The sequence below is a fragment of the Clostridium culturomicium genome (assembly GCF_000821305.1).
Taxonomy (GTDB): Bacteria; Bacillota; Clostridia; order Clostridiales; family Clostridiaceae; genus Clostridium_J; species Clostridium_J culturomicium.
Genome location: NZ_CCXK01000017.1, coordinates 1,390,280 through 1,412,768 on the forward strand (window position 1 = coordinate 1,390,280; position 22,489 = coordinate 1,412,768).

19 protein-coding genes are annotated in these 22,489 nt (G+C 30.7%); 2 read left to right on the forward strand and 17 right to left on the reverse strand.

The features are described 5' to 3' along the window. Positions 1-210: 210 nt before the first annotated feature. Both BN1075_RS19040 and BN1075_RS19045 read left to right on the forward strand, forming a co-directional pair. On the forward strand, positions 211-1,200 hold the full coding sequence (locus BN1075_RS19040) for an LCP family protein (protein ID WP_040194907.1): 990 nt from the start codon (positions 211-213) through the stop codon (positions 1,198-1,200). Between the two features lie 388 nt (positions 1,201-1,588). Continuing rightward, positions 1,589-2,785, forward strand: coding sequence for a pyridoxal phosphate-dependent aminotransferase (locus BN1075_RS19045; protein ID WP_148315548.1), 1,197 nt, complete (start codon positions 1,589-1,591; stop codon positions 2,783-2,785). Positions 2,786-2,912: 127 nt separating this feature from the next. Here the strand turns inward: BN1075_RS19045 and BN1075_RS19050 are convergent, their stop codons facing one another. The 17 genes from BN1075_RS19050 to galU all read right to left on the reverse strand — a co-directional run bounded on the left by BN1075_RS19050 (position 2,913) and on the right by galU (position 22,423). Then, positions 2,913-3,875, reverse strand: a complete 963-nt coding sequence (locus BN1075_RS19050) for a GNAT family N-acetyltransferase (protein ID WP_040194908.1) — start codon at positions 3,873-3,875, stop codon at positions 2,913-2,915. A gap of 188 nt (positions 3,876-4,063) precedes the next feature. Then, positions 4,064-4,606 (reverse strand): GNAT family N-acetyltransferase, encoded by a 543-nt coding sequence (locus BN1075_RS19055; protein WP_040194909.1) that lies wholly within the window; start codon positions 4,604-4,606, stop codon positions 4,064-4,066. A 77-nt stretch (positions 4,607-4,683) separates the two neighbouring features. Further along, positions 4,684-6,258: an asparagine synthase family protein gene (locus BN1075_RS19060; protein WP_040194910.1), complete on the reverse strand. Its 1,575-nt coding sequence runs from the start codon at positions 6,256-6,258 to the stop codon at positions 4,684-4,686. Positions 6,259-6,263: 5 nt separating this feature from the next. Beyond that, positions 6,264-7,544, reverse strand: a complete 1,281-nt coding sequence (locus tag BN1075_RS19065) for an oligosaccharide flippase family protein (RefSeq protein WP_052406641.1) — start codon at positions 7,542-7,544, stop codon at positions 6,264-6,266. Between the two features lie 11 nt (positions 7,545-7,555). Beyond that, positions 7,556-9,067, reverse strand: a complete 1,512-nt coding sequence (locus BN1075_RS19070) for a polysaccharide deacetylase family protein (protein WP_052406642.1) — start codon at positions 9,065-9,067, stop codon at positions 7,556-7,558. Positions 9,068-9,116: 49 nt separating this feature from the next. Continuing rightward, on the reverse strand, positions 9,117-10,367 hold the full coding sequence (locus BN1075_RS19075; RefSeq protein ID WP_040194911.1) for a hypothetical protein: 1,251 nt from the start codon (positions 10,365-10,367) through the stop codon (positions 9,117-9,119). Further along, positions 10,351-11,484 carry a glycosyltransferase gene (locus tag BN1075_RS19080; protein ID WP_040194912.1) on the reverse strand — a complete coding sequence of 378 codons (1,134 nt, stop codon included), beginning with the start codon at positions 11,482-11,484 and terminating at the stop codon, positions 10,351-10,353. The genes BN1075_RS19075 and BN1075_RS19080 overlap by 17 nt, the downstream gene beginning before the upstream one ends. An 11-nt stretch (positions 11,485-11,495) precedes the next feature. After that, a complete protein-coding gene (locus tag BN1075_RS19085; protein ID WP_040194913.1) occupies positions 11,496-12,653 on the reverse strand; it encodes a hypothetical protein in 1,158 nt (385 codons plus the stop codon). Positions 12,654-12,658: 5 nt separating this feature from the next. Further along, positions 12,659-13,678 carry a polysaccharide biosynthesis protein gene (locus tag BN1075_RS19090; protein WP_040194914.1) on the reverse strand — a complete coding sequence of 340 codons (1,020 nt, stop codon included), beginning with the start codon at positions 13,676-13,678 and terminating at the stop codon, positions 12,659-12,661. A 45-nt stretch (positions 13,679-13,723) separates the two neighbouring features. After that, positions 13,724-14,938 (reverse strand): glycosyltransferase family 4 protein, encoded by a 1,215-nt coding sequence (locus BN1075_RS19095; protein WP_040194915.1) that lies wholly within the window; start codon positions 14,936-14,938, stop codon positions 13,724-13,726. A gap of 33 nt (positions 14,939-14,971) precedes the next feature. After that, positions 14,972-15,628 carry a sugar transferase gene (locus BN1075_RS19100; protein ID WP_197072347.1) on the reverse strand — a complete coding sequence of 219 codons (657 nt, stop codon included), beginning with the start codon at positions 15,626-15,628 and terminating at the stop codon, positions 14,972-14,974. A gap of 45 nt (positions 15,629-15,673) precedes the next feature. Next, positions 15,674-16,357: a CpsD/CapB family tyrosine-protein kinase gene (locus tag BN1075_RS19105; protein WP_040194916.1), complete on the reverse strand. Its 684-nt coding sequence runs from the start codon at positions 16,355-16,357 to the stop codon at positions 15,674-15,676. Positions 16,358-16,366: 9 nt separating this feature from the next. Beyond that, positions 16,367-17,020 carry a YveK family protein gene (locus BN1075_RS19110; protein ID WP_042387467.1) on the reverse strand — a complete coding sequence of 218 codons (654 nt, stop codon included), beginning with the start codon at positions 17,018-17,020 and terminating at the stop codon, positions 16,367-16,369. Between the two features lie 330 nt (positions 17,021-17,350). Beyond that, positions 17,351-18,484, reverse strand: a complete 1,134-nt coding sequence (wecB, locus tag BN1075_RS19115; RefSeq protein ID WP_040194918.1) for a non-hydrolyzing UDP-N-acetylglucosamine 2-epimerase — start codon at positions 18,482-18,484, stop codon at positions 17,351-17,353. 2 nt (positions 18,485-18,486) lie between these two features. Next, positions 18,487-19,593: a polysaccharide biosynthesis C-terminal domain-containing protein gene (locus BN1075_RS19120; RefSeq protein ID WP_040194919.1), complete on the reverse strand. Its 1,107-nt coding sequence runs from the start codon at positions 19,591-19,593 to the stop codon at positions 18,487-18,489. A gap of 307 nt (positions 19,594-19,900) precedes the next feature. After that, the gene (locus BN1075_RS19125; protein ID WP_040194920.1) at positions 19,901-21,073 is read right to left on the reverse strand and encodes an FprA family A-type flavoprotein; all 1,173 of its coding nucleotides are present in this window, start codon (positions 21,071-21,073) and stop codon (positions 19,901-19,903) included. Positions 21,074-21,550: 477 nt separating this feature from the next. After that, complete coding sequence (gene galU, locus BN1075_RS19130; protein ID WP_040194921.1) at positions 21,551-22,423, reverse strand: UTP--glucose-1-phosphate uridylyltransferase GalU; 873 nt, start codon at positions 22,421-22,423, stop codon at positions 21,551-21,553. Positions 22,424-22,489 lie beyond the last annotated feature (66 nt).

Below are 22,489 nucleotides of genomic sequence, written 5' to 3' on the forward strand. Positions count from 1 at the left end.
TATTCTATAAGGCTTGCTATTCTTGTAAATTGCTGTTGCTTGTTAATATTTACAAAACAATAAAATTTTCATCTTAATAATAAAATTTTCATCATAAAATTCGTTGAATGGAAATAAGTGGTATGATAATATATAAACAACAGTGCTTTTACATATATTTACACCTAAAGTTTTAATTCTGCATATTTATAGGAAATGGAGCGATTGCACATGGATGAAAAAGCCATAAATACAAATCCCAAAAGAAAGAAAAGCCCATTAAAAATAACTTTAATTATTGTATTAGCAATAGTTTTAATACTAATTACAGCCGCTGCTACATCAATAGGAATTCTTACAAGCAAAATGAACAAGGTTAAAACAACTCGTGATGATCTGGGAATTACTCCTGAAATAGAAAAAGAAATAGATGAAATCAAAAATACTCCTTCTAAAGAGGATAAAGAAGGAGCAGCTAATGATAAAATTATAAATATTGCTCTCTTTGGCATTGATGCTGGAAGTAACGACAGTGGTCGTTCAGATTCCATCATGATATTAACGGTGGATCCAGTTCACAATAAGATGAAGGTTGCATCCATAATGAGAGATTCCTACGTAGAGATTCCTGGATATGGCAAGGATAAAATTAATCATGCCTTTGCTTTTGGTGGATCGACCCTTGCTCTAAATACAATTAATACAAACTTTGGTCTTGCTATAGATAAGTTTGTGGCTACAAACTTTACTGATATGCCCTTAATAATAGATAAATTAGGTGGAATAGATTTAAATGTTACAGACGAAGAGCTTCCCCACTTACAGGCTTTAGGTGTAAGTAATACTGGAATTCAAACTTTAAATGGTGAACAATCCCTTGCTTATTCTAGAATTAGATATGCTACTGGAGATGATTTTGAAAGAACCTCAAGACATAGAACTATTCTTGGTGCAATCTATAGAAAACTCATGACTGTACCTATGAGCCAATATCCAAGTCTTCTTTTAGATTTTCTTCCATTAGTGGAAACTAATATGTCAAGCACAGATCTCCTTGCTCTAGGAACAACCATTAATAAAATCAATGGTTCGGAGCTTATAGAGGACCGTTTTCCAAGAGACAGCTTTTGGCAGAATGCAGAAATAGGTGGTATTTATTACCTCTCCTTCGAAGTTGAACCTACCAAACGCCAGCTTCAAAGGTTTATTTATGAAAACTAAATGGCAAATCCACTTCCAAAATTAAGTTAAGTTTGCCTAATTCATAATTGATTAAATCGAACTTAATTAAGCTTAGTTTGCCTAATTTATATTTGACTAAATCGAACTTAATTAAGATAAAGCTACTTAGCTAAGATAAAGTGGCTTAACGAAATTTAACCTTAATTAAAAATAAGTATCCATTTTGCAACCATTCTATGCTAAAGCTACCAAATCTTCAGCATAGAATGGTTATTTTTTCAAAATTGAAGCTATGTAATAGTTTTCTTAAAAATATGTACGTAAATTAAAAATATTTTAAAATATATTTCGACAGAAAGGTACATTAAACTACCTTAATGTGATATTATAATTGCATATATTTTTTAAGTAAAGGAGTGTTTATATCTTGTTCCAATCAAAAAGAATTAATAAAATGGAATGTTCACCAATAAGAAAGTTAGCAGAATTCGAAGCAATTGCTAAGAAAAAAGGTGTTGAAGTTATTCACCTTAACATAGGTCAGCCAGATGTTGCCACTCCAGTTTCAATGTTAGATGCTGTTAGAAAATTTGATGGTACCGTGCTAAAATACGCAGATTCAAGAGGACTGCCAAGCACTGTGGATACTTTCATAAAATACTATTCTAAAATAGGTATAGATTTTGAAGCTAGAGATATGGTTGTAACAAATGGTGGAAGTGAGGCTCTTCTATTCGCCTTTATTGCAACTTGTGATATTGGTGATGAAATTATAGTTCCAGCGCCATATTACTCAAACTACAACAGCTTTGCAGATATAGCCAATGTTAAATTTAATCCTGTATTAAGTACCCTTGAGGAGGATTATAAACTACCTTCTGCTGCAGATTTAGAGAAAGCGATAACTGATAAAACTAAAGCTATTCTTTTCTCTAACCCATGTAACCCAACAGGAGCAGTTTACACACATGAAGAGCTTATGGAGGTTTTAAATCTTGCTAAAAAGCATGATTTATATGTAATCTCTGATGAGGTTTACCGTGAATATGTTTATGATGGTTTAAAACCGATGTCAATCTACGATTTAAACTATGAAACAGATAGAATTATTTTAATAGACAGCTTATCAAAGAGATACAGCGCTTGTGGTGCTAGAGTTGGAATCATAGCTTCTAAAAACAGAGAGCTTATGGACAACGTGCTTAAGCTAGGTCAGTCAAGACTTTCAATACCTACCCTTGAGCAGGTTATGGCTTCTTCAATTCTTGAAGTTCCAGAGGAATATATAGTTGAAACTCAAAAACTTTATGAAAGAAGAAGAAATGCTGTTATTGATGCCCTTTCAAAGGTTGAAGGTGTAAAGTGTTCAAATCCAAGAGGAGCCTTCTACATCATGGTTCGTCTTCCTGTTAAGGACAGTGACCATTTTGCTAAGTGGATTTTATCTGACTTTGATTACGAAGGTAAAACTGTTATGGTTGCTCCTGCAGCTAAGTTCTACGGAATTGAAGACTACGGCTTAAACGAAGTAAGACTTTCTTACTGTTTAGATGAGGCAGTTCTTGTTAATGCTGTGAATATATTAGAAAAAGCATTAATTGAGTATAAGAAAATATACGAGTAATTAAAAGAGAAATTTCCTATGTGGAGATTTCTCTTTTTATACTTATACTTATATTTATATATCCGTTTACGCTTTTGTGCTTATTTATATATCTGTTTATACTTTTGTGATTATTTATATTTTGTGTTTATTTATATTTTTTATAAAAATATCTTAATAGTTCATATATATAGTCATATTTATATATCTTATTAATACTGAAATATTCCTTTGGTGTACCTCCGTAGCTTCTAAAAAATCTTTCTATATTTTTCATCATACTGCCTTCAAAATCAAACTTTTTTACATATGATGCTGAATATTCTATAGCCTTCCATATTAATAGGGAGGTAGCCTGGCTATTTCCAAATTCAGGCTTTGAACCTGCAATTATATAATACGCACTTTCATCATCCCAAACAATATATATAGCAGAATGAATATTACCTTCCTTATCTATTGCATAAAATATTTCTCTACAGTTACGGCTGCTGCAGTTCTCTTCAACCTTTCTCATTACTTCCATAGAATAAGGCACCTTCATATTTTGTCTTTTATAAGTCTCCTTAACAAGTTCATAAAACTCTCCTATATCTAGACCTCGCCTTACTTCCACCACTTTTTCAGCATTTCGTATATTTCTTCTTAGATTACTATCAAAATTATCATAAACCTTCTTCAAATCAGTTAAATCTTCAATTACATAGGTGTATCTAGTAGTTTGATTATATCCCCTCCAATAATATTCATACCAATTTTTATATCTATAATCAAAATTCTGATTATAGGAATATAACTTTTCTTCCTCAAGCTGATTTAATAACTCCTTAATTACTCTATTTTCATGAGCAATCTTAGTAGCTAATTTTTGATTTTGGGGATATCTAATCCATATACCATTCTTTTGAGTTAAAGGTGGTAGTGTTACTACCTTTTTATATGCTCTCTCAGTTGTATAATACACTAATGCCCCCACTATTTCTCCACCTGTTTCATAAAGCTTCACATCCCAGTCACCATCAATAGAAACTGCATCCATCCACCAATCCTTTTGAAAAATTGGTATGGTTTTTTCCTCTTTGCATAGCTCCCTGTATTTATCTTTATCCATATATTTATCCCCTATTTACCTAAACTAATTATCAATAATTAATAATTTTAAGAGTCATATACTTATTAACCCTGTTTTATTTATACCATTTAAACTGAAATTATAGCATATTAAAAGCTAGACTTTAATTTAACTTGATTTTAATTTAACTTCACTTTAATTTAACTTCACTTTAATTTAACTTCACTTTAATTTAACTTCACTTTATTTATAACTCGTCCTAAAAGAATATAAATATTATATTCACCATACTCTTTAAATCCAACTTTACTTAAAGATTTATATGAAGCTATATTTTCTTTATCTCTATAGATAAAGAATTCTTCTATTTTATATTCACCATATACATATTTTATAAGCTCACTTAACATATATGGCCCAATTCCCCTACCTCGTTCCTCTTCACAAATCCTTCCATAGTGAATCATAGCTTGATCTTCATTTATGATGAAATAATTCTGTGGAATAGTATTATTTTTTCCCAATGTGCACCAGGTGTATCCTTCAACCTTTCCTGCACTCTTTGCATAAATCCCAACTTCCTTATTTTCTATCATATTTTTAAAATCTTTAACCGTATTCTTTCCTCTCCACTTTAACACTTCATCACAGGTTTCTTCTTTGATAATCTCAACACCAATATCATTTCTTTCTTTTGCTGGAATAAAATCCTTATAATTTAATTTGTAAACACATAACCTTCGCTTCCAGAATAGTATTTTAAAGTTCATTTACCCACCTTCTAATTTTAAAAGCAAACTTCATTTTTGTTTTTAATTAATCTTTTCATTAACTCAAATTATTTATATTAATTTTCACTTTTATCTATAATTCTTTGTAAATAATCATCGCAAAATACAGAATTGTCATTTATAGCCCCTTTTATTCCCTCTTTAATAAAAATAGATTTTCTAACTACCCAGTTAAAGCCTAATATATCCGTGTTATAGGAATAAATAAACCTAATAAACCTAAAAATATCTTTTACAAATCTATTTTTAACAATTTTCTTAGCAATATTTTTAATTTTACTTTTACCATTACTTTTCTTTTCATTGACTATATGCAAACCCTGTGATAGCTCAAGCCACTGAGCATACTCCTTATAGAGCTCTCTATTAAATCTATATTTGTAATCAATTTTGCACCATAATTCTACTAATTCAGAATCCCATAAAGGTATTCTCCACTGAAAATTGAAAAACTCATATATTCGAACAGAGTTAATAATAAATTTACATTGTCGCTCTTTCCAATCGAATTTTTCAAAATGAGAAATATTATCTTTAATCTTATTACTGTTAGGAGTCTTATAGTTTTTTTCTAGCTTCTTATTAATTATTTTCTTATTTTTTATCCTAAATAAATTATAATGTTCCTTAATAATTTCATTATTAATAGAATTATTTTTCTTTCTATTTTCTGTCATAGCTTTATTGATATGACTTCCTGCAATAAAATCTCCTGAATGACCAGGGACAAATATAGCATCTTCAGGTATTAATTTTTTTTCTTTTAGTTCCTTTACAGCTATATAATCTTGAAAATGCGCAAGGGAAACATAATTAGCTGCAAAATCTTCACACTGTTCCCTACTATTATACATCTCCCTTACTTTCTCTTTTGTGTACTCTATAAATATCCACTTGAAGTTAAAGTGCTCTGCTACTTTTTTAGATATTTCTACCTCTTTATTACAAGCTATACCATAGCAGAAGCAGATAACATTTTTATAATTTAATAGATATAACATTTGAACTATTATTCTTGAATCATACCCTCCACTTAAAGGAACAACTATAGTTTTGTTATCTATTGTTGTTAGGAGCCTTTTAAATGCATCCATATATTTCTTATGAATAATATTAAGAAGCTGTTCTTTTGATATATCCATGTACTCTTCATGATGAAATTCATAATAGCTTTTCTTTTCTATCTCATAACTTTCCTTATTAATAGTTACAACTTCTCCTGCCTGTACCATCTTTAAATTCTTTATAAGTGTGTCACTTCCTGTTACAAAGCTGGTATATAGAAATTCTTCTGCTGATTCTTCATCTAATTTAAAAGAATCCTCAACTATAACCTTCGCAAAGTTCGATATCTTAACTTCATTTCCATCCATAAAGTAAAATAAGGGTAAACTCCTAGTTCTATCACAGCATAGATAAACCTTATCTTTTTCTTCAATGACTATAGCAAAAAAGCCATTTAGTGTGTCTAGTATGCTTTCTAAAGTGCACTCTTTATCAAGTGCTTTTTTGATGTAAGATGAAAAACTTTCTTCCTTCAAAAGCACTTCATCTTTAAAGGCGTATCCAATAACAGAAATCTTATCCTCTTTATACCACTTAAAACTATGATCTATTAATTTGATAATCATTTCCTTCACCTACTAGTTTTTATTATCTTCTTAATTTCTTTCAAATCTTCAATATTAATAAACAATATATTGGAGTAGCTGACCTTTTCAAACTTGTTTATTATAATCACGTATATAATTCCGTATAATATATAGGAAATTGAAGACGCTATGGCAGCTCCGTTAATTCCCATTAGTGGTATTAATATAAAATTTCCAATTAAATTACTAATCAATGTTAATAATGAGATATACATGTGTATCTCAGGCTTATTATTCATAGTAAAGTAGGTGTATCCAACCTTACCTATAGATGCAAATATTATACCTATAAATAAAATAATTATAGGTATCTTTATAGTTGCATACTCCTGACCATATACTATTGGAACAAGATTAGTACATAAACATCCAATTAAGCATAAAAGTATAGATAAGTTAAATGTTATCTTTATAGTTTTTATTATTACTCCTGCAAAATCAGTCTTCATATTCACTATCTTGCCTATCAATGCAGAGTTAATGCAGGTTGGAACTAAAAATAGAAGTTCTGCTAAATATACTGCAACAGAATAAAGTCCTAATTGATAATCATCAATCATTAATTTTATAAATATTTGATCCACCTTATAGTTTAAATAAATGAACAAATAAGCTAATATCATTTTTATTGCATATTTCATCTCAACTTTAAAGAATCTAAAGTTAAACTTGAAACTGAAACTATAATAATTCTTCACTGATAAGTATAATGTTAATCCCTCTAAAATACTGACCAATCCCATAATTATTAAATACAAATCCATATTTAACTTTCCAACTACATATAAGCTTGCAAGAGTTAAAAGCCTTAAACCTTTAAAGACTATTAAATAAATATTTAGCTTATAAACTTCCTCCCTGGCTACATAGAGCTCAGATGACATTGCTGTCAGATATGCAAAAATAATGCTAATTGCTCCAATACTAAAAGTGATTATGCTATATGCTGAAAAAATCATTCCTGAAATTCTTAAAATACTTAATACTAAGAAAATCAATGCACCATCAAGAAGTAAAAAAATTAAGTTAGTTCCTAATACTTCTTCGCTAGAATAATCACTTTTCTTTAAAAAATAAACAAATGAATTATTTACACCTATATTGCCAAATTCACTTATCGTTGTAATAATAAGAAGGAAAAAGGCTGCTTTTCCTTGATATTCTGGACCCAATGCCCTTGCTACGATAACACTTATACAAAATGCTAAAAGTATATTGAATATTTGAAATATGACATTACTTATTAGATTTCTTTTAAAGCTCATATTTTTATCTCCTAGGACCTTAAATAATCTATTATGGTTTTCCCTGTACCTTTTAATGCATCTTTACCACCTAAATATTCCATTAGATTTTCATATATTAATCTCCACTTGTTATATCTTGAATCATACTTATTCAAAGATGAATTATGCCATAATAAACTAAAAACACCACCATAATTTTTCACGGTTTCAACTAAACTGATAATTTTTTCAAAGGCCTCCTTTGGAGTATATGCACTATAGTCATCCTCCATTAGAGTAGTATCCATTACAACTAATGGTATCTCCCATATATCTATAACTTTATCTGTCAAAATATCATATGGCTTAAAAGGGAAACAAGTTCCACATCTAAACCCTTCTTTATCTGCAAAAGAAAGAGTTGTATCATATATAAATCTCAATTTTTCTTGTATTCTCCACGTATATGGTGCTTTGAATCTAAGACAATGCTGCCTAATTCCAAAATTCTTTTCATTAACAACTTTATCAAGAGCCTCTTTTTCTTTTGTCATAAGATTTAAATCCTTATAGGAGTTAAAACTTCCATGATATCCAGCCTCATGGCCTCTTTCCTCTATAGATTTTATTAAAGCTACCACTCGTTCATCTTCAATACTATAAAAATTATCAAGGTTGCTAGTGCCCCCTGACATAAAGTAAAAAGAGGACTTTATTCCGTATCTTTCTTCAACATCCATAATATAATCGAAGGTATAAAATGGGTCCTTCTTATAATCAACTTTACTTTCAATATAATTTTTCGCAATTTTCAAACTATATTTTATAGACTTATCCCTTAATATTGTTAAAGCAATGCTCTTAAAGATATTTTTTATACTTCTATACCTTAATAAAAAATCCACATCATGGGATATACATATTGCAAAGTCATTATTTCCCCACCATTTTTTTCTTTCATATGCAGAATTCATTCCCTTAATCCAAGACCAAAGAAGCTCTATATGCTCATTTACTATCGGTCTAAACAGTATATTCTCTTTAAATAGTACAGAATCTGCCGAAGGAAATCTATTAAACTTTTCTTTTCTATATGGCTCTAGCTTCACAACTTCTTCATACCTAGTGATCAGAAAAAATATATCCGAAATAATATCTATATTGGTTTTAATAGTATTACTTACTCTATTAGCATCAATATAAAGCTCATCATCGCCCATCAAGTGAACAATATTATCTAGTTTTCTTATCTCATAGATTATTGGCGTTAAATAATTTTTGTTAAATAACTTTTGACTTTCCTTTATATAAATTGTATTATTCATAAAGTTAATGCAACTGCTATAGTCACTCTTGCCATATATAATATTTATTTCACTTATATCTGTTGATTTATTATAGGTTGATTTGCCATATGATGTTTCCTCAAAAGTTTTTCCCTTTAATAATTCTTCGATTGTATCTACATAATTGCACTCATCTCCCAGAACCATAAATATATATTCAAATACATATTTAATTCTCTTTTCATGTATCCTATCTTCTATAAATACATTAATCACATAATCACCTATACTTTAACCTCACAGCTTCCTCAGCCTTATTTATTTTCTATTTATTATACTTGCTACACTTACTAACTCCCATCATCCCTATTGGAATCCAAATAAATGGATATATATAAGACCTTCCAATGACTATACTCATTAAAGTAAATAAAAATATACTAAACTTTACTACATCATAAGAATCCTTTAATCTGGTCCTACTGTACAATACAATAAACTCTCCCATTTTCTTTAATATGGATCCAATAAAAAAGCAGAAGAATATAATTCCATACTCAACCAAATAGGATATAATATTGTGGACATACCCTCCTGTACCACCCATAATTTCAACTTCATACATGAATTTTCCCAAGATAAAGTTCTCTTTTAAGGTATTTTCACCTAAAGTTAACAACTTTTCTCTCGATAAATAAGACTCGTCATGTTTAATATCAGTAAGTCCACCAAATACTCTATTATTGTCCAAGTTGTCAAAATTTATTTCTAAGCCTCCTGATAAAGACACAAAAATCATAATCCCCATAAGAAAAGCTGCTACTAAAAAGAACTTTCCCTTTGATATTCTTCTATGTGCTGTCATTATTCTATTAATTAATCTAATTCCAATATCTATTATAATAACTACTACAAAAGCCGCGAATGATAACCTAGATGATATAACATATAAGGTTAATGTGGCTATTCCAGCCATTAATATCTTAATAGCATCACTTTTATTTACATATAATACAAGAAAGCTGAATATAGCAAAACTATCACCTATATATAAATAATCACTTTTCACTTTACCATAATAAATTTGAAACTCTCCATAGGGATTAAGAGTAACTCCATAGAAGATAAGAGCCACAAATATCAAAAATAGAATATTAATTATCAGCTTTACTTTAGGCTTTAAAAGAATATCTTTAACTTTCTGAAAGCCTCCCCCTATTAAATACATTAGTAGAGAAGAAAAACCGGTGTTAGCAACAACACGAATATAGTCATAAACTCCTTCATCTCCATAACCAATAGCCAATGGCATCCATAATACTTGCAATAATATACACATTGCCATTGTTAGAAACTCAATTCTAATTTTCACCCTAATCTTATCAAAGTTATATATAAAATAAATAGCTCCATATAATGCAATAAAGATTATAACTATCACGTGGCGTTTTAATGAGTTAATCCCTGTTAATGCTTTGATATATTCAAAAATAGGCAGCACACCAAAGTTTACTAATATAATTATGGTTAGTATAGATTGTTTTATTTTTTCAAACTGTTCACTCCTTATACTCATAATTATCCCTCAAAACTTCATCATATATCTCAATTAACTTAAGAGCTTCATTTGACCATAAAAAACGAACTCCTATTTTCTTTATATTTTCTTTTTTCTTTTCTAAGATTTCTTCATTATCAACTATACTTTTTATCACAGAATATAATTCATTCTCAGATTTATCACTTATAACAAAACCAATATCCTGCTCCTTAACAAAATCACCAAAGAAGCTTCTTGTATTGGCAATTATGGGCTTGCCACAAATAATTGCTTCGGCACCCTTTACTGGAAATGCATACATAGTATTAGGAAGATCACTATTATATACAGCAAAGATTACATCCGTATTTTCATAGTACTTTTTAATCTCCATATAGTTAAACCTACCTGTAATAACAGTATTTTTATATTGTTTCTCTATCTCCTTTAGTCCCTCATAGGCTGAGCCATATCCATTTATATTAATTAATACATTTGAAAATTTCTCTCCTACCTCCATCAATAGTTTTAAAGAATTATAATCCCTCACATTACCAATAAAAGATATCCTCAACTTATTGCTTGAAATATTCTTTAATCCTTGAAAAACTTCTTCTTCTGGACAATTCATAACAACTTTAGTTTTAGTATTAAAAAGTACTTCCTTTTCATATCTGTTTTTTTGCTCTGGAACAACATATATAATTCCATCAGCTCTCTTGAAGCAAAACTTAGCCATGATTTTATAAAGTAAGCTTCTCAGCCTTGAGTAATTAAATCCATCATAAAACTCATGCATATCCCAAATAAGTTTTCTTTTCTTCTTTAATAATGCTCCAATTATTGCACATTCAAAGTCATGGGTGTGAATCACATCATAGCTCTTATTTTTAATATATTTTTTTGCCTGCAGAAAGAACTTTATATAAGCCTTTATTTGCTTTAAGCCTGTACTATACTGGGCATAGGGATAAAGCCTTTTTATCTTTATCCCCCTTAAGATCTCAGTTTCCTTATCTAAATAGTTATTTTCCCTATCCCAGCATAAAATCTCAACTTCATATCCATTCTCCACTAGAGTACTTGCCTCTTTATACACCCGTGGATCTGGATCAAAACCATTTGATACTATCATCAATACCTTTTCCCTCATAACCCTCCTCCTTAGCTGATTACTATCATTTTATTATCTATTTTCCCAAGACCTATTCCATATAATATGCGCTTTCCACATTCAAACTCATCTTCTAAAATCATTACACTACCAAGCTGACATAACCCCATTGGGTAAATATCCTTTTTATAGCTATTAATTACCCTTAACTCTCTATTATTATATTCATACAATAGAACATAGCTATTCCAGCTTTTTATTCCTGGGCCTCGTTTATAAGATAATAAATAAAACAAATTACTTCCGTATCTATCATCTGGCTCAACTGTAGTAGACCAAAGAAAACCCTCTTTCTCAGCCCCACCATAGATACTAGGGCCATCTATTTTTGCTAAATTCTCCTCACTCACTGCAATCAGTCTTTCATTTTCTTTTTTTAACTCAGCATTTATATCTGCTAAGTTTTCATCACTTATTTCTTCATTTTTAATTTTTATCAATCTAATATAATTCTGCTCTAATGGAGCATCTGTAGCATAAATTAATCCCTCTTCTACCACAAATACCTTACAGGCTCTATATAACTGACTTCCCACTAAAAACTTAGTTACAGATTTAAAGTTATCCTTGGTATACCATATTGAAGCTGCTTCTCCTGAATCTCCTGTAAAAATCCAAACTAAATCTCTATATTTATCTTCTACTATCTGGTGAATATGATTTATCTCTCCCTTTAAAAATTCAAAAACCTTCTTAAAACTTCCAAGGTCTTCATCATATTTGTATATACCTACGCCGTCCTTATGAAAGTTTCCAAAGTAATCTCCATAATAAATTCCCTTATCCACATTCCTCGTCTTTGAAATTTTAGAGAAGGATAAAACATTACTCATTCCTTCCCTAAACTGATGAACTTTCACTATATTCTTAGCCTCAATATCCAATAGGTATACTCCTCCATTAAAGGATACTAATGCCTTATTATCCTCCATATAAATGGCTGTTCTAGGAACTAACCTGAATATTCTCTGACAAATTCTCACTTTCCATAGAAGCTTCTTTATAAATTTAACTGGTAAAGTGCATATATACTTAAATTCTGATTTTGATAGATTAAAAATATAAAACTTCATTTGCTTAAAAACAAGAATCTCTTCTTTATTTATATAACATAGGGGTTTATATCCTTTATAAATATCAATCTTCATATTCTTTACCGCCTAAATTTCTCAATTTCTTCTCTTATATACTTTAAAGTCAAAAGCTTTGCCTTCACACCTTCTATATCAAGGCGTTCTGTACTATTAGAGGTATATTCTGCTAGCTTTATCCTTTCTTCATCTCCACATGTGAAATATTTTTCATAATTTAAATCTCTTTTATCTGCTGGAACCCTATAAAAACTTCCCATATCAATGGCCTTTGCACATTCCTCATTAGTCAATAGTGTTTCATAAAGCTTCTCACCATGACGAATTCCAATTATTTTTATTTCATTATCTACGTTAAAAAGCTCCTTTAGAGCTTGTGCTAGAACACCTATTGTACAAGCTGGTGATTTTTGAACCATAATATCTCCACTTTCAGCATTTTCAAAGGCAAACATCACAAGATCAATAGCTTCCTCTAAACTCATTATAAATCTAGTCATATTAGGATCTGTTATTGTGAGCTGTTTTCCTGCTTTAATCTGCTCTATAAATAAAGGTATTACTGATCCCCTTGAACACATAACATTTCCATACCTTGTTCCACAAATTAAGGTTTTATCTGGAGAAATGGTTCTAGACTTTGCCACAAAAACCTTTTCCATCATAGCTTTGGAAGTTCCCATAGCATTTACTGGGTAAGCAGCCTTATCTGTAGATAAACACACTACCTTCTTAACTCCAGCCTCAATTGCTGTTGTCAGCATATTGTTGGTTCCAAGTACATTAGTCTTAACAGCCTCAAGTGGAAAAAATTCGCAACTTGGAACCTGTTTTAAAGCAGCAGCATGAAATATATAATCAACACCATATATAACTGTCCTTAAGCTTTCAATATCTCTCACATCGCCAATATAAAACTTGATTTTATCATTGTTATACTTTTTTCTCATATCATCCTGCTTTTTTTCATCTCTAGAAAAAATTCTTATCTCCCCAATATCTGTATTTATAAATCTATCTAAAACTGCATTCCCAAAGGAACCTGTACCTCCAGTAATTAGCAGTGTCTTTCCCTTAAACATATTTAAATCCCCTTTATAATCTAACAGTTATTAAAACTTTAGCTTTTAGATGTCTTTATAATCATTCATGATTGCATTATAAAATTTCTTAGTGACTATCCGTCTTTCATACTTGTCTTTGAATACCCTTCTTACATTGTTGGATATCTCCTCATATAAGCACATATTCTTTTTAATGTCATAAATAAAACTAACTATATCTTTAGAATTTCCGGATTCAACTTGTATTCCCAAATTTTCTTCATAAACCATATTTCCTATCTCACAACTTCTAGTCATGATAGCTATTATAGGTTTTCCAGCAGCCATATAGCTGTAGGTTTTCGATGGCACCCCAAGCCCTTCAATGCCTTTACCTAAGGATACAATAAAGGCATTGGCACAATTTAACAAACTATTATACTCTTCACCAAATACATAATCTAATACTTGAACATTATTTAAGCCTTCATTCTTAATTACCTCTAATATATACGGCTTTTTCTTTCCATCTCCAACAAAAGTAAACTTGATGTTTTCATCATCCTTCAGTTTTCTAGCAACATCAACAATAGTCTCTATATCATGAACTTCACTAATATTACCTGTATATAAAACATTAAGCTTGTCCATCATTTCATATGCTTTACTAAAACCAGGCTCAACTTCCTTTTCATATATTACCTTTGAATCAGACCAGTTAGTTATAATTTCTATTCTATTTGAAGGCGTACCCTTAGATTCTATAACCTTTTTCATATCCTGTCCCAATACAATAACTTTCTCTGCATTTTTATAAACCTTATTATTAACATAATTCATTGCTTTAGAAATAATACTATCCTTCTTTATTACGCCTAATTTTTCTGCTACATCCGGATATACATCATGAACTAAATAAATAAAATTCTTTCCTCTTATTTTCTTCATTAAATATCCTATATATGGTACTAAAGGAGGATTAGAAACTAGTAAAATTTTATCATAATCCCTTTTAATCAACAGATTGAAAAATACACTTATTACAAAGGTTATATAGTTGAGTATTCTTCCAATCTTTTTATTTCTATCTCTATTAGTAGAAAAAATCCTTTTTATATTTATGCCCTTATACTCTTCCCGCTTTAATACCTTTTTTCTCTCTTCTCTATATGAATTTTTAGTTGTTAAAACATCTATATTTAATCCGTACTCAACTAGATCCTCAGCCAATTCAGTTAGTATTCTCTGAGTGCCTGTCCTATATGGATAAAAAAACTCACTTACAATTACTAGCTTCATAACCATTCCTCCTAGTTTTAAAGCCTGCAAAAGTTACCTTGCTCCATTACCTGTAAATATAACAATTATAGTTTTCAATATAATTTTCATATCCATGTCATAGCCAATATTCCTTATATAATATAAATCTAATGCAAGCTTTTCCTCTGGCATTAGATTATATCCTCCACTAACTTGGGCCCACCCTGTGATTCCCGGTTTTACCATTAATCTATCTCTATAGTTTGGTATAGTTTTTTCAAATTCATGGTAAAAAAACTCCAATTCAGGCCTAGGCCCAATAATACTCATATTACCTTGTATTACATTAATCAGCTGTGGCAATTCATCTATCCTAAATCTTCTAATGAATTTTCCAAACAAGGTTATTCTTGTATCATCCTTACTAGCCCACTTTATTCCATATTGTTCAGCATTATGGATCATAGACCTAATCTTATATAAAATATATTCTTTATTGTTTGCTCCAACTCTCACCTGTGAGAATATTGGATTTTTAAAATCTTGTAGATAAACAATAATAAGGGACCCCAGTAAAATAGGACTTGTAATTATTAACAATACTAAGCTACATATAATATCAAATACTCTCTTAAGCTTAATATATCTATTTAAATTTATATCTTTTTCTATATATTCATATAATGATTTATCTAAATTCTTTTTTTCCCTCATAGAATTCTTTTTCATTATCATCCTCTCCAAAATGCATAACGCTACCTTGAAGGATGTACTTTATTCCTCTTCTATATCCTGATAGTAATGGCTTTCCTTCTTCTCAACTTCATTTAGTACAATACCTATAATATTTGCATTGACCTTTCTAAGCATATTTATAGCGTTATGTACCGAGCTCTTTTTAGTAACTTCGGCCTTAACTACTAATATAGTTCCATCAGCTTTTGCTGATAAAACCTGAGCATCAGTAACTACTTGTACTGGCGGTGCATCTAAAATTATATAATCATATACACTTCGTAGTGCATATATTAAGCTGGACATATACTTGGAGCCAAGAATTTCTGAAGGATTAGGTGGAATTCTTCCTGAAGTTAGTACTGTTAAATTTTCGTTATAAACCTCTCCTATTGTAGCTTTAGAAGCTCTAGAAATAACTAACTCTGATAACCCTGTAATATTTGACATGTTAAACCTTTTATTTAGTGTTGGCTTCCTCAAATCACAATCTATTAATATGACCTTCTTCTCAGCTTGAGCCAAGGCTAAGGCTATATTAACAGCTGTAGTACTCTTTCCTTCCTGTGGGTTTGCACTAGTAATTACTATTACCTTATATTGCCCATTAAAGGATGAATACTGCAAATTAGTTCTTAATATTCTGTAGGCTTCAGCCACACTAGACATTGGGTATTCTTCCATTATAAGCACCTTTTCACCTCCTATTATTTCACATTTCATTCATACTCCTTAGCTTTTCTTATCTTCCCTAAATTTAGGTATTTCCCCTATTACAGGTATTCTAAATTCCTCCTCTAACTGATCCTTTCCTTTGTAGGTGCTATCTATCATTTCAAACAAAGTAGAAACACCAATTCCAATAATCATTCCCATGAAAACTGATATAACTATGGTTAATGGAATATTAGGGCTGACTGACTTTTCAGGATATATAGCATTTTCTAATACCTGTATATTAACATTAGGAATTAAATATGCTGCTCTCTGTATAAATTCATCACTTATAGAATTTATAAAATTAAATGTATCCTCTGGATCTTCACTTCTATAACTGATTTTAATAATCTGAGTGCCTTCCATAGAAACCACATTCAGATTCTTACTTACCTCTTCTGGACTTTTATCTATACCAGCTAACTCTATTGCACTAATTATTGTATTTCTAGATTCTATTAGCTCTGAGTAAGTTTTTGAAAGCTGCTGATATAGATTTATATCATTGCTGTCGTATCCCTCACTAAGGTTTGTATCCTTACCAATAAACATCTTAGTTGTTGCTTCATATTGTGGCTTTATAAAAATAATTGTCATTAAGAATATTCCTACTGATATAGCAAGGGTAAAAGCCAAAATTATTTTCCACCTTTTTTTAAAAATTCTCATAATGTCAAATATACTCTTATCTATCTCATTATTACTGTATACTCCATAATCTTGATTCTCTCGTGTCCTTTCTATGACCTTTACCTCCTTTATTGTTTGTTCCTATCAATACAGTATATGATATGAACAATGCATTGTGATATTTATTAATGCTATACATGAAAATATTAATGGTTCATCATCTGTGGATTTTCATTGTCAAAGTGCCTACAAAGTATCTACATATGTGGATTAAAGCTATAAAATTAACTTGATACCCGTGCTTTCTTTGTTTTATCTGAAATAGCATCTAGCTTCTTAGTACCCCTTTCATCTGGGTTACAGTTAAGATTAACTTTCAGACTTTCTCCAAGTTGTTATATTTACTATCTTTGTATAGCTTTCAATGAGCTTAACAACCTTTATTGATACATTAGTATCTTTATAATCTTGAACTTCAGAAGTTTCTTCTTCATTTTCTTTCATTAACACAGCCATATCTATGGCTTGTTCAATATCCTTCTCCCTTATACCACCTATTATAATGGTGCCCTTATCTAAAACTTCAGGACGCTCAGTGGATGTTCTTATAAGCACCGCAGGAAAACTAAGAATTGCTGATTCCTCTGACAGAGTTCCACTATCTGACAGAACACAGTAGCTATTCATTTGAAGATTGTTGTAATCTATAAATCCAAAGGGCTCCATACTTCTAACTAAAGGATGAAAAGTGAAATTACGCTTTTCAATGAATTTCCTTGAACGAGGATGGGTTGAGTAAATAACAGGCATCTCATAGTATTCTGCCACATGATTTATAGCTGTCATAAGACTTATAAAATTATCCTCATTATCAATATTTTCTTCTCTGTGAGCTGAAACAAGAATATACTTATTTTTCTTTAGGCCCAGTTCCTGTAAAGCATGGCTTTCATTAATTTTATGAATATTATTAGTTAAAACTTCCTTCATTGGGGAACCTGTAACAAAAATAGTTTTACCGTCTATTCCCTCTGATAATAGATATCTTCTTGAATGTTCAGTATATGGCAAATTTATATCAGAAATATGATCAACAATTTTCCTATTTATCATTTCACTGCAGTTCCAATCCCAGCATCTGTTTCCTGCCTCCATATGAAAAATAGGAATCTTCAACCTCTTAGCTGAAATTGCAGATAAAGCTGAGTTTGTATCTCCTAAAATTAATAAGGCGTCTGGCTTTTCCTTTTCCATAACCTCATAGGACTTAGCAAGGATATTTCCCATGGTTTCTCCTAGGTGCTGTCCTGCTACATTAAAAAAATAATCTGGCTTTCTTATTTCTAGTTCCTCAAAGAAAATTTCATTTAAGGTATAGTCCCAATTCTGTCCTGTATGAACTAGGATATGATTAAAATATCTATCACAAGCCTTTATACAGGCAGATAATCTAATTATCTCCGGTCGTGTTCCAATTATAGTCATTACTTTCAACTTATTCATAGCTATACCTCCTGAAATATTGTATCTGGTGTTTCTTCATTAAAAACTTCATTAGCCCACATAACTGTCACCATATTATCTGTACCTGTATTGGTAATACTGTGGGTATATCCTGGTGGAATATCAATAACTTCAAGTTTTTCGCCACTAACTTTATACTCAATAACCTCTTTCTCTCCGATTTTTCTAAATTTAACAATGCCACTTCCACTTACAACTAGAAACTTTTCCACTTTTGTGTGATGCCAATGATTTCCCTTGGTTATCCCTGGCCTTGATATATTTATAGAAATTTGCCCCATACTAGGATTTTTAATAAACTCTGTAAAGGACCCACGGTAATCCTTCTTCATTTCCAAAGTATACTTAAAATCATCTTCTGGTAAATAACTTAAATAGGTGCTGTATAGCTTTTCAACAAATTCATCACTCATATCCGGAAGTCTCAATGTAATTCTCCCTGATTTAAAATCCTTTAATAGCTCAATAAGTCTTTCTAAAGTTATCTTGTATTCAGGACTTATAGTTAAATAACCATTGGTAGTCCTATTTGATCTCATAGTGTGAATAAAGGACTTAACTACATCATCTATATAAACTAAGGTTATCTCCTTGTGTATATCTGAAATCCAAATATCTTGTCCTCTAGCAATGTTGTTGCAAAAGGTTGCAACTACAGAATTATAGTTTGGTCTGCACCACTTTCCAAAAACATTTTGAAGCCTATAGACATAGACCTTAGCTTTAGCTCTAATGCCGTATTCTAATAACACCTGTTCTGCTGCCTTCTTGCTTACACCATAAGGATTATCTAATTCTGCTTGAATAGATGAAGACATCAATATAGGTGTATTTTTTTTATTACTTATTAATAATTCAATAATGTCCTTGGTAAACTTCACGTTTCCTTCCATAAATTCTTCTTCAATCAATGATCTGTTTATCCCTGCAAGATGAAATATAAAATCAGCCTTTAACACTGCTTTCTCTAATTCTTCATTTGAGTTATCTCTATCTATCTCAATTACTTCATATTCTTTAAAAGTCTTTAGTCTTTCAACTAAATTTCTACCAATAAACCCCTTTGCTCCAGTAACTAAAATTTTCATACTCTATCCCTCCTTAAGTAAGTGTTCATTTAATCTTTATCAAAGCTTGTCTCTTGTAAAATCAGCATCATAATACTTTCCATCATTAATGTTTAGCTTATCTCTTTCAACATCATCAATATGATAAAGCTTAATTACATTTTCATATAACTTCCCTAATCTTCAACTTCTCCAACTAAGCTACAGCACAGCCATCAATTACCCTTATTATCTCGTCCAACTCTCCACTCTAATACACTATATGGACATTTATTTGCATTGTGCAAAAAAAAAAGAAATCCAGCTATGCTGGATTTCCCATTCTAAACTACTTTAAATGTGTTATAAATTCCTTTGCAAATTCTTCTCCCTGATGTAATTCTTCTTGGCTTGGTACAAAGTTAAATTTGAATCCTGGGATTGTATTGAATTTAAGTTGTTTTAATCTATCTGTTAACATATCAACACCTTCACCACTCCAGCCGTATGAACCAAAGGCAGCTCCTGCTTTTCCTCTGTTTACAATGGCACTTACATGGGCAAGAAGATTCCAAGCTGGCTCTACTGCATCTTGGTTTATTGTTGGAGAGCCAACTAATATTCCGCTAGCTCCGTCCACTAAAGCCACAAGTTCTGAAATTGGTTTTGATGTGATTTCATGAACGCCAGCTTTTATACCCGCTGCCTCAATAGTTTCCTTTAAGTGGTTTGCCATTTTCTCTGTATTTCCATAAGCAGATATATAGAAAATCTGAACGTTCTTTTCTTCTATAACGTGAGGTTTAGCCCACTCTCTATAAAGCTTTTTGCATTTATCAATGTCATCAATATGTACTGGTCCATGGCTTGGAGCTATCATTGTAGTTTCCACTGCATCAATTTTATCTAAAGCCATGTTAACGTATTTTGCAAAAGGTGCCATAATAACATCATAATAATATTTCATTTCCTCATCATAATTTAAAGAGCATCTGTCACTGATGCATCCATTTGGTGAGTAGTGGCATCCCATTACATCACAAGTGAATAAAATTTTCTCCTCTACTAAGTAAGTAAAAATACTGTCTGGCCAGTGTAAGAAAGGTGCTGAGATAAATCTTAAAGTTTTCTCACCTATTGAAAGTTCTCCCACTGCTTCCTTTGAGTTAAATTCTCTGTTTAGAATTTCTCTTGTGTACTTTAAGGCAGCCTTTGAACCAACAACTACAGCATCAGGATAAACCTCAAGAAGTTCCTTTAAAGATCCACTATGATCAAGCTCTGTATGCTGAACAACGATATAGTCAACTTTTTTATCTCCAATTATAGATTTTATATTATTTAAAAACTTCTCAGAATATCCGTCTTTAACTGTATCAACAATGGTAATCTTCTCATCTTCTATAAGAAAAGAATTATAAGTTGTTCCCATTTTTGTCTCCATAATAATATCAAACACTCTTAGCTCTGGATTATCTACTCCAATCCAATGTACATTTTCACTTAATTTTAAAGGTTCCATTTTTACTCCTCCATTTATAATAAACTTGCTTTTCCAAAATTATTTCTCATATCATCTATATATATCTTATCAATAATTATTATTGATTGCAATATGTTTTCCATCTGTTTTTGAAAAAAGTTATTTTTAACTATAACAGAATAAATGTTAGTATTACTTAATTTAAACCATATTAAATTAAATATATCAAAACTGTTTTAGCATAATAATATAACAGTTTTATCGACAGAATAAGTATAATATTTTATCTATTTTTAATGTTTAATCAATTGATTTTATTGATTTTATTGAAGATTATTATTTATTTTTATTTATCAGCTTAAATCCTCCATTCAATTTAGTGTTTCCCTTTTAACAACTTCTTAGTAATGATTAAGTTAATCTTTTATATATGAATAAGGTGGTTTATTAAAAATAAAATTTAACAAAAAAATCCAGCTCGTAAGCTGGATTGAAGTTTCACATTAAAATTTTTAATTACTCAACAATCGTTTTAAGATATGCCATAAAATCATCTTTTAGATCTGGTCTTCTAAGTGCATACTCAACAGTAGCTTGAAGATATCCAAGCTTATCTCCTGCATCATATCTTTTTCCTTCGAAGTCATAAGCATACATGCTTTCTTCCTTAACTAAAGTAAGAAGAGCATCTGTAAGCTGTATCTCATTTCCTTTGCCTGGAGCTGTTGTTTCAAGAATCTCGAAGATTCTAGGAGTGATAATGTATCTTCCAAGGATTGCAACATTTGATGGAGCTTCCTCTACCCTTGGCTTTTCAACAAGATCAGAAACCTTGTAAACTCTATCGCTTACCTGCTCACCGCCAACGATACCATATTTATTAACCTGACTTCTGTCAACAGTTTGAACTCCTAAAACTGAAGTTCCACACTCATTGTAGCAGTCAATAAGCTGCTTTAAGCAAGGCTTCTCATCGTTATAAACAATATCATCACCTAAAAGAACTGCAAATGGCTCATCCCCAACGAAAGTCTTAGCGCAGTGGATTGCATGTCCTAATCCTCTTGGCTCCTTTTGTCTTATGAAGTGGATGTTTATCATATCTGTAATATCTCTAACCATTTTAAGCATTTCTTCTTTACCTGATTTCTCAAGCTCAAGCTCAAGTTCAACTGACTTATCAAAATGGTCTTCTATACTCTTTTTATTTCTTCCTGTTATTATTAATATTTCTTCAATTCCTGATGCAACACACTCTTCGATTATGTACTGAAGTGTTGGCTTATCAACGATTGGAAGCATCTCCTTTGGCTGTGCCTTGGTTGCAGGTAGAAATCTTGTTCCAAGTCCTGCTGCCGGTATTATGGCTTTTCTAATTTTCTTTTCCATAGTAACCCCCTATAGTAATTATATTTTTAAGTAATGTCCAAATCATAATTTGGTTAGCATGAATTT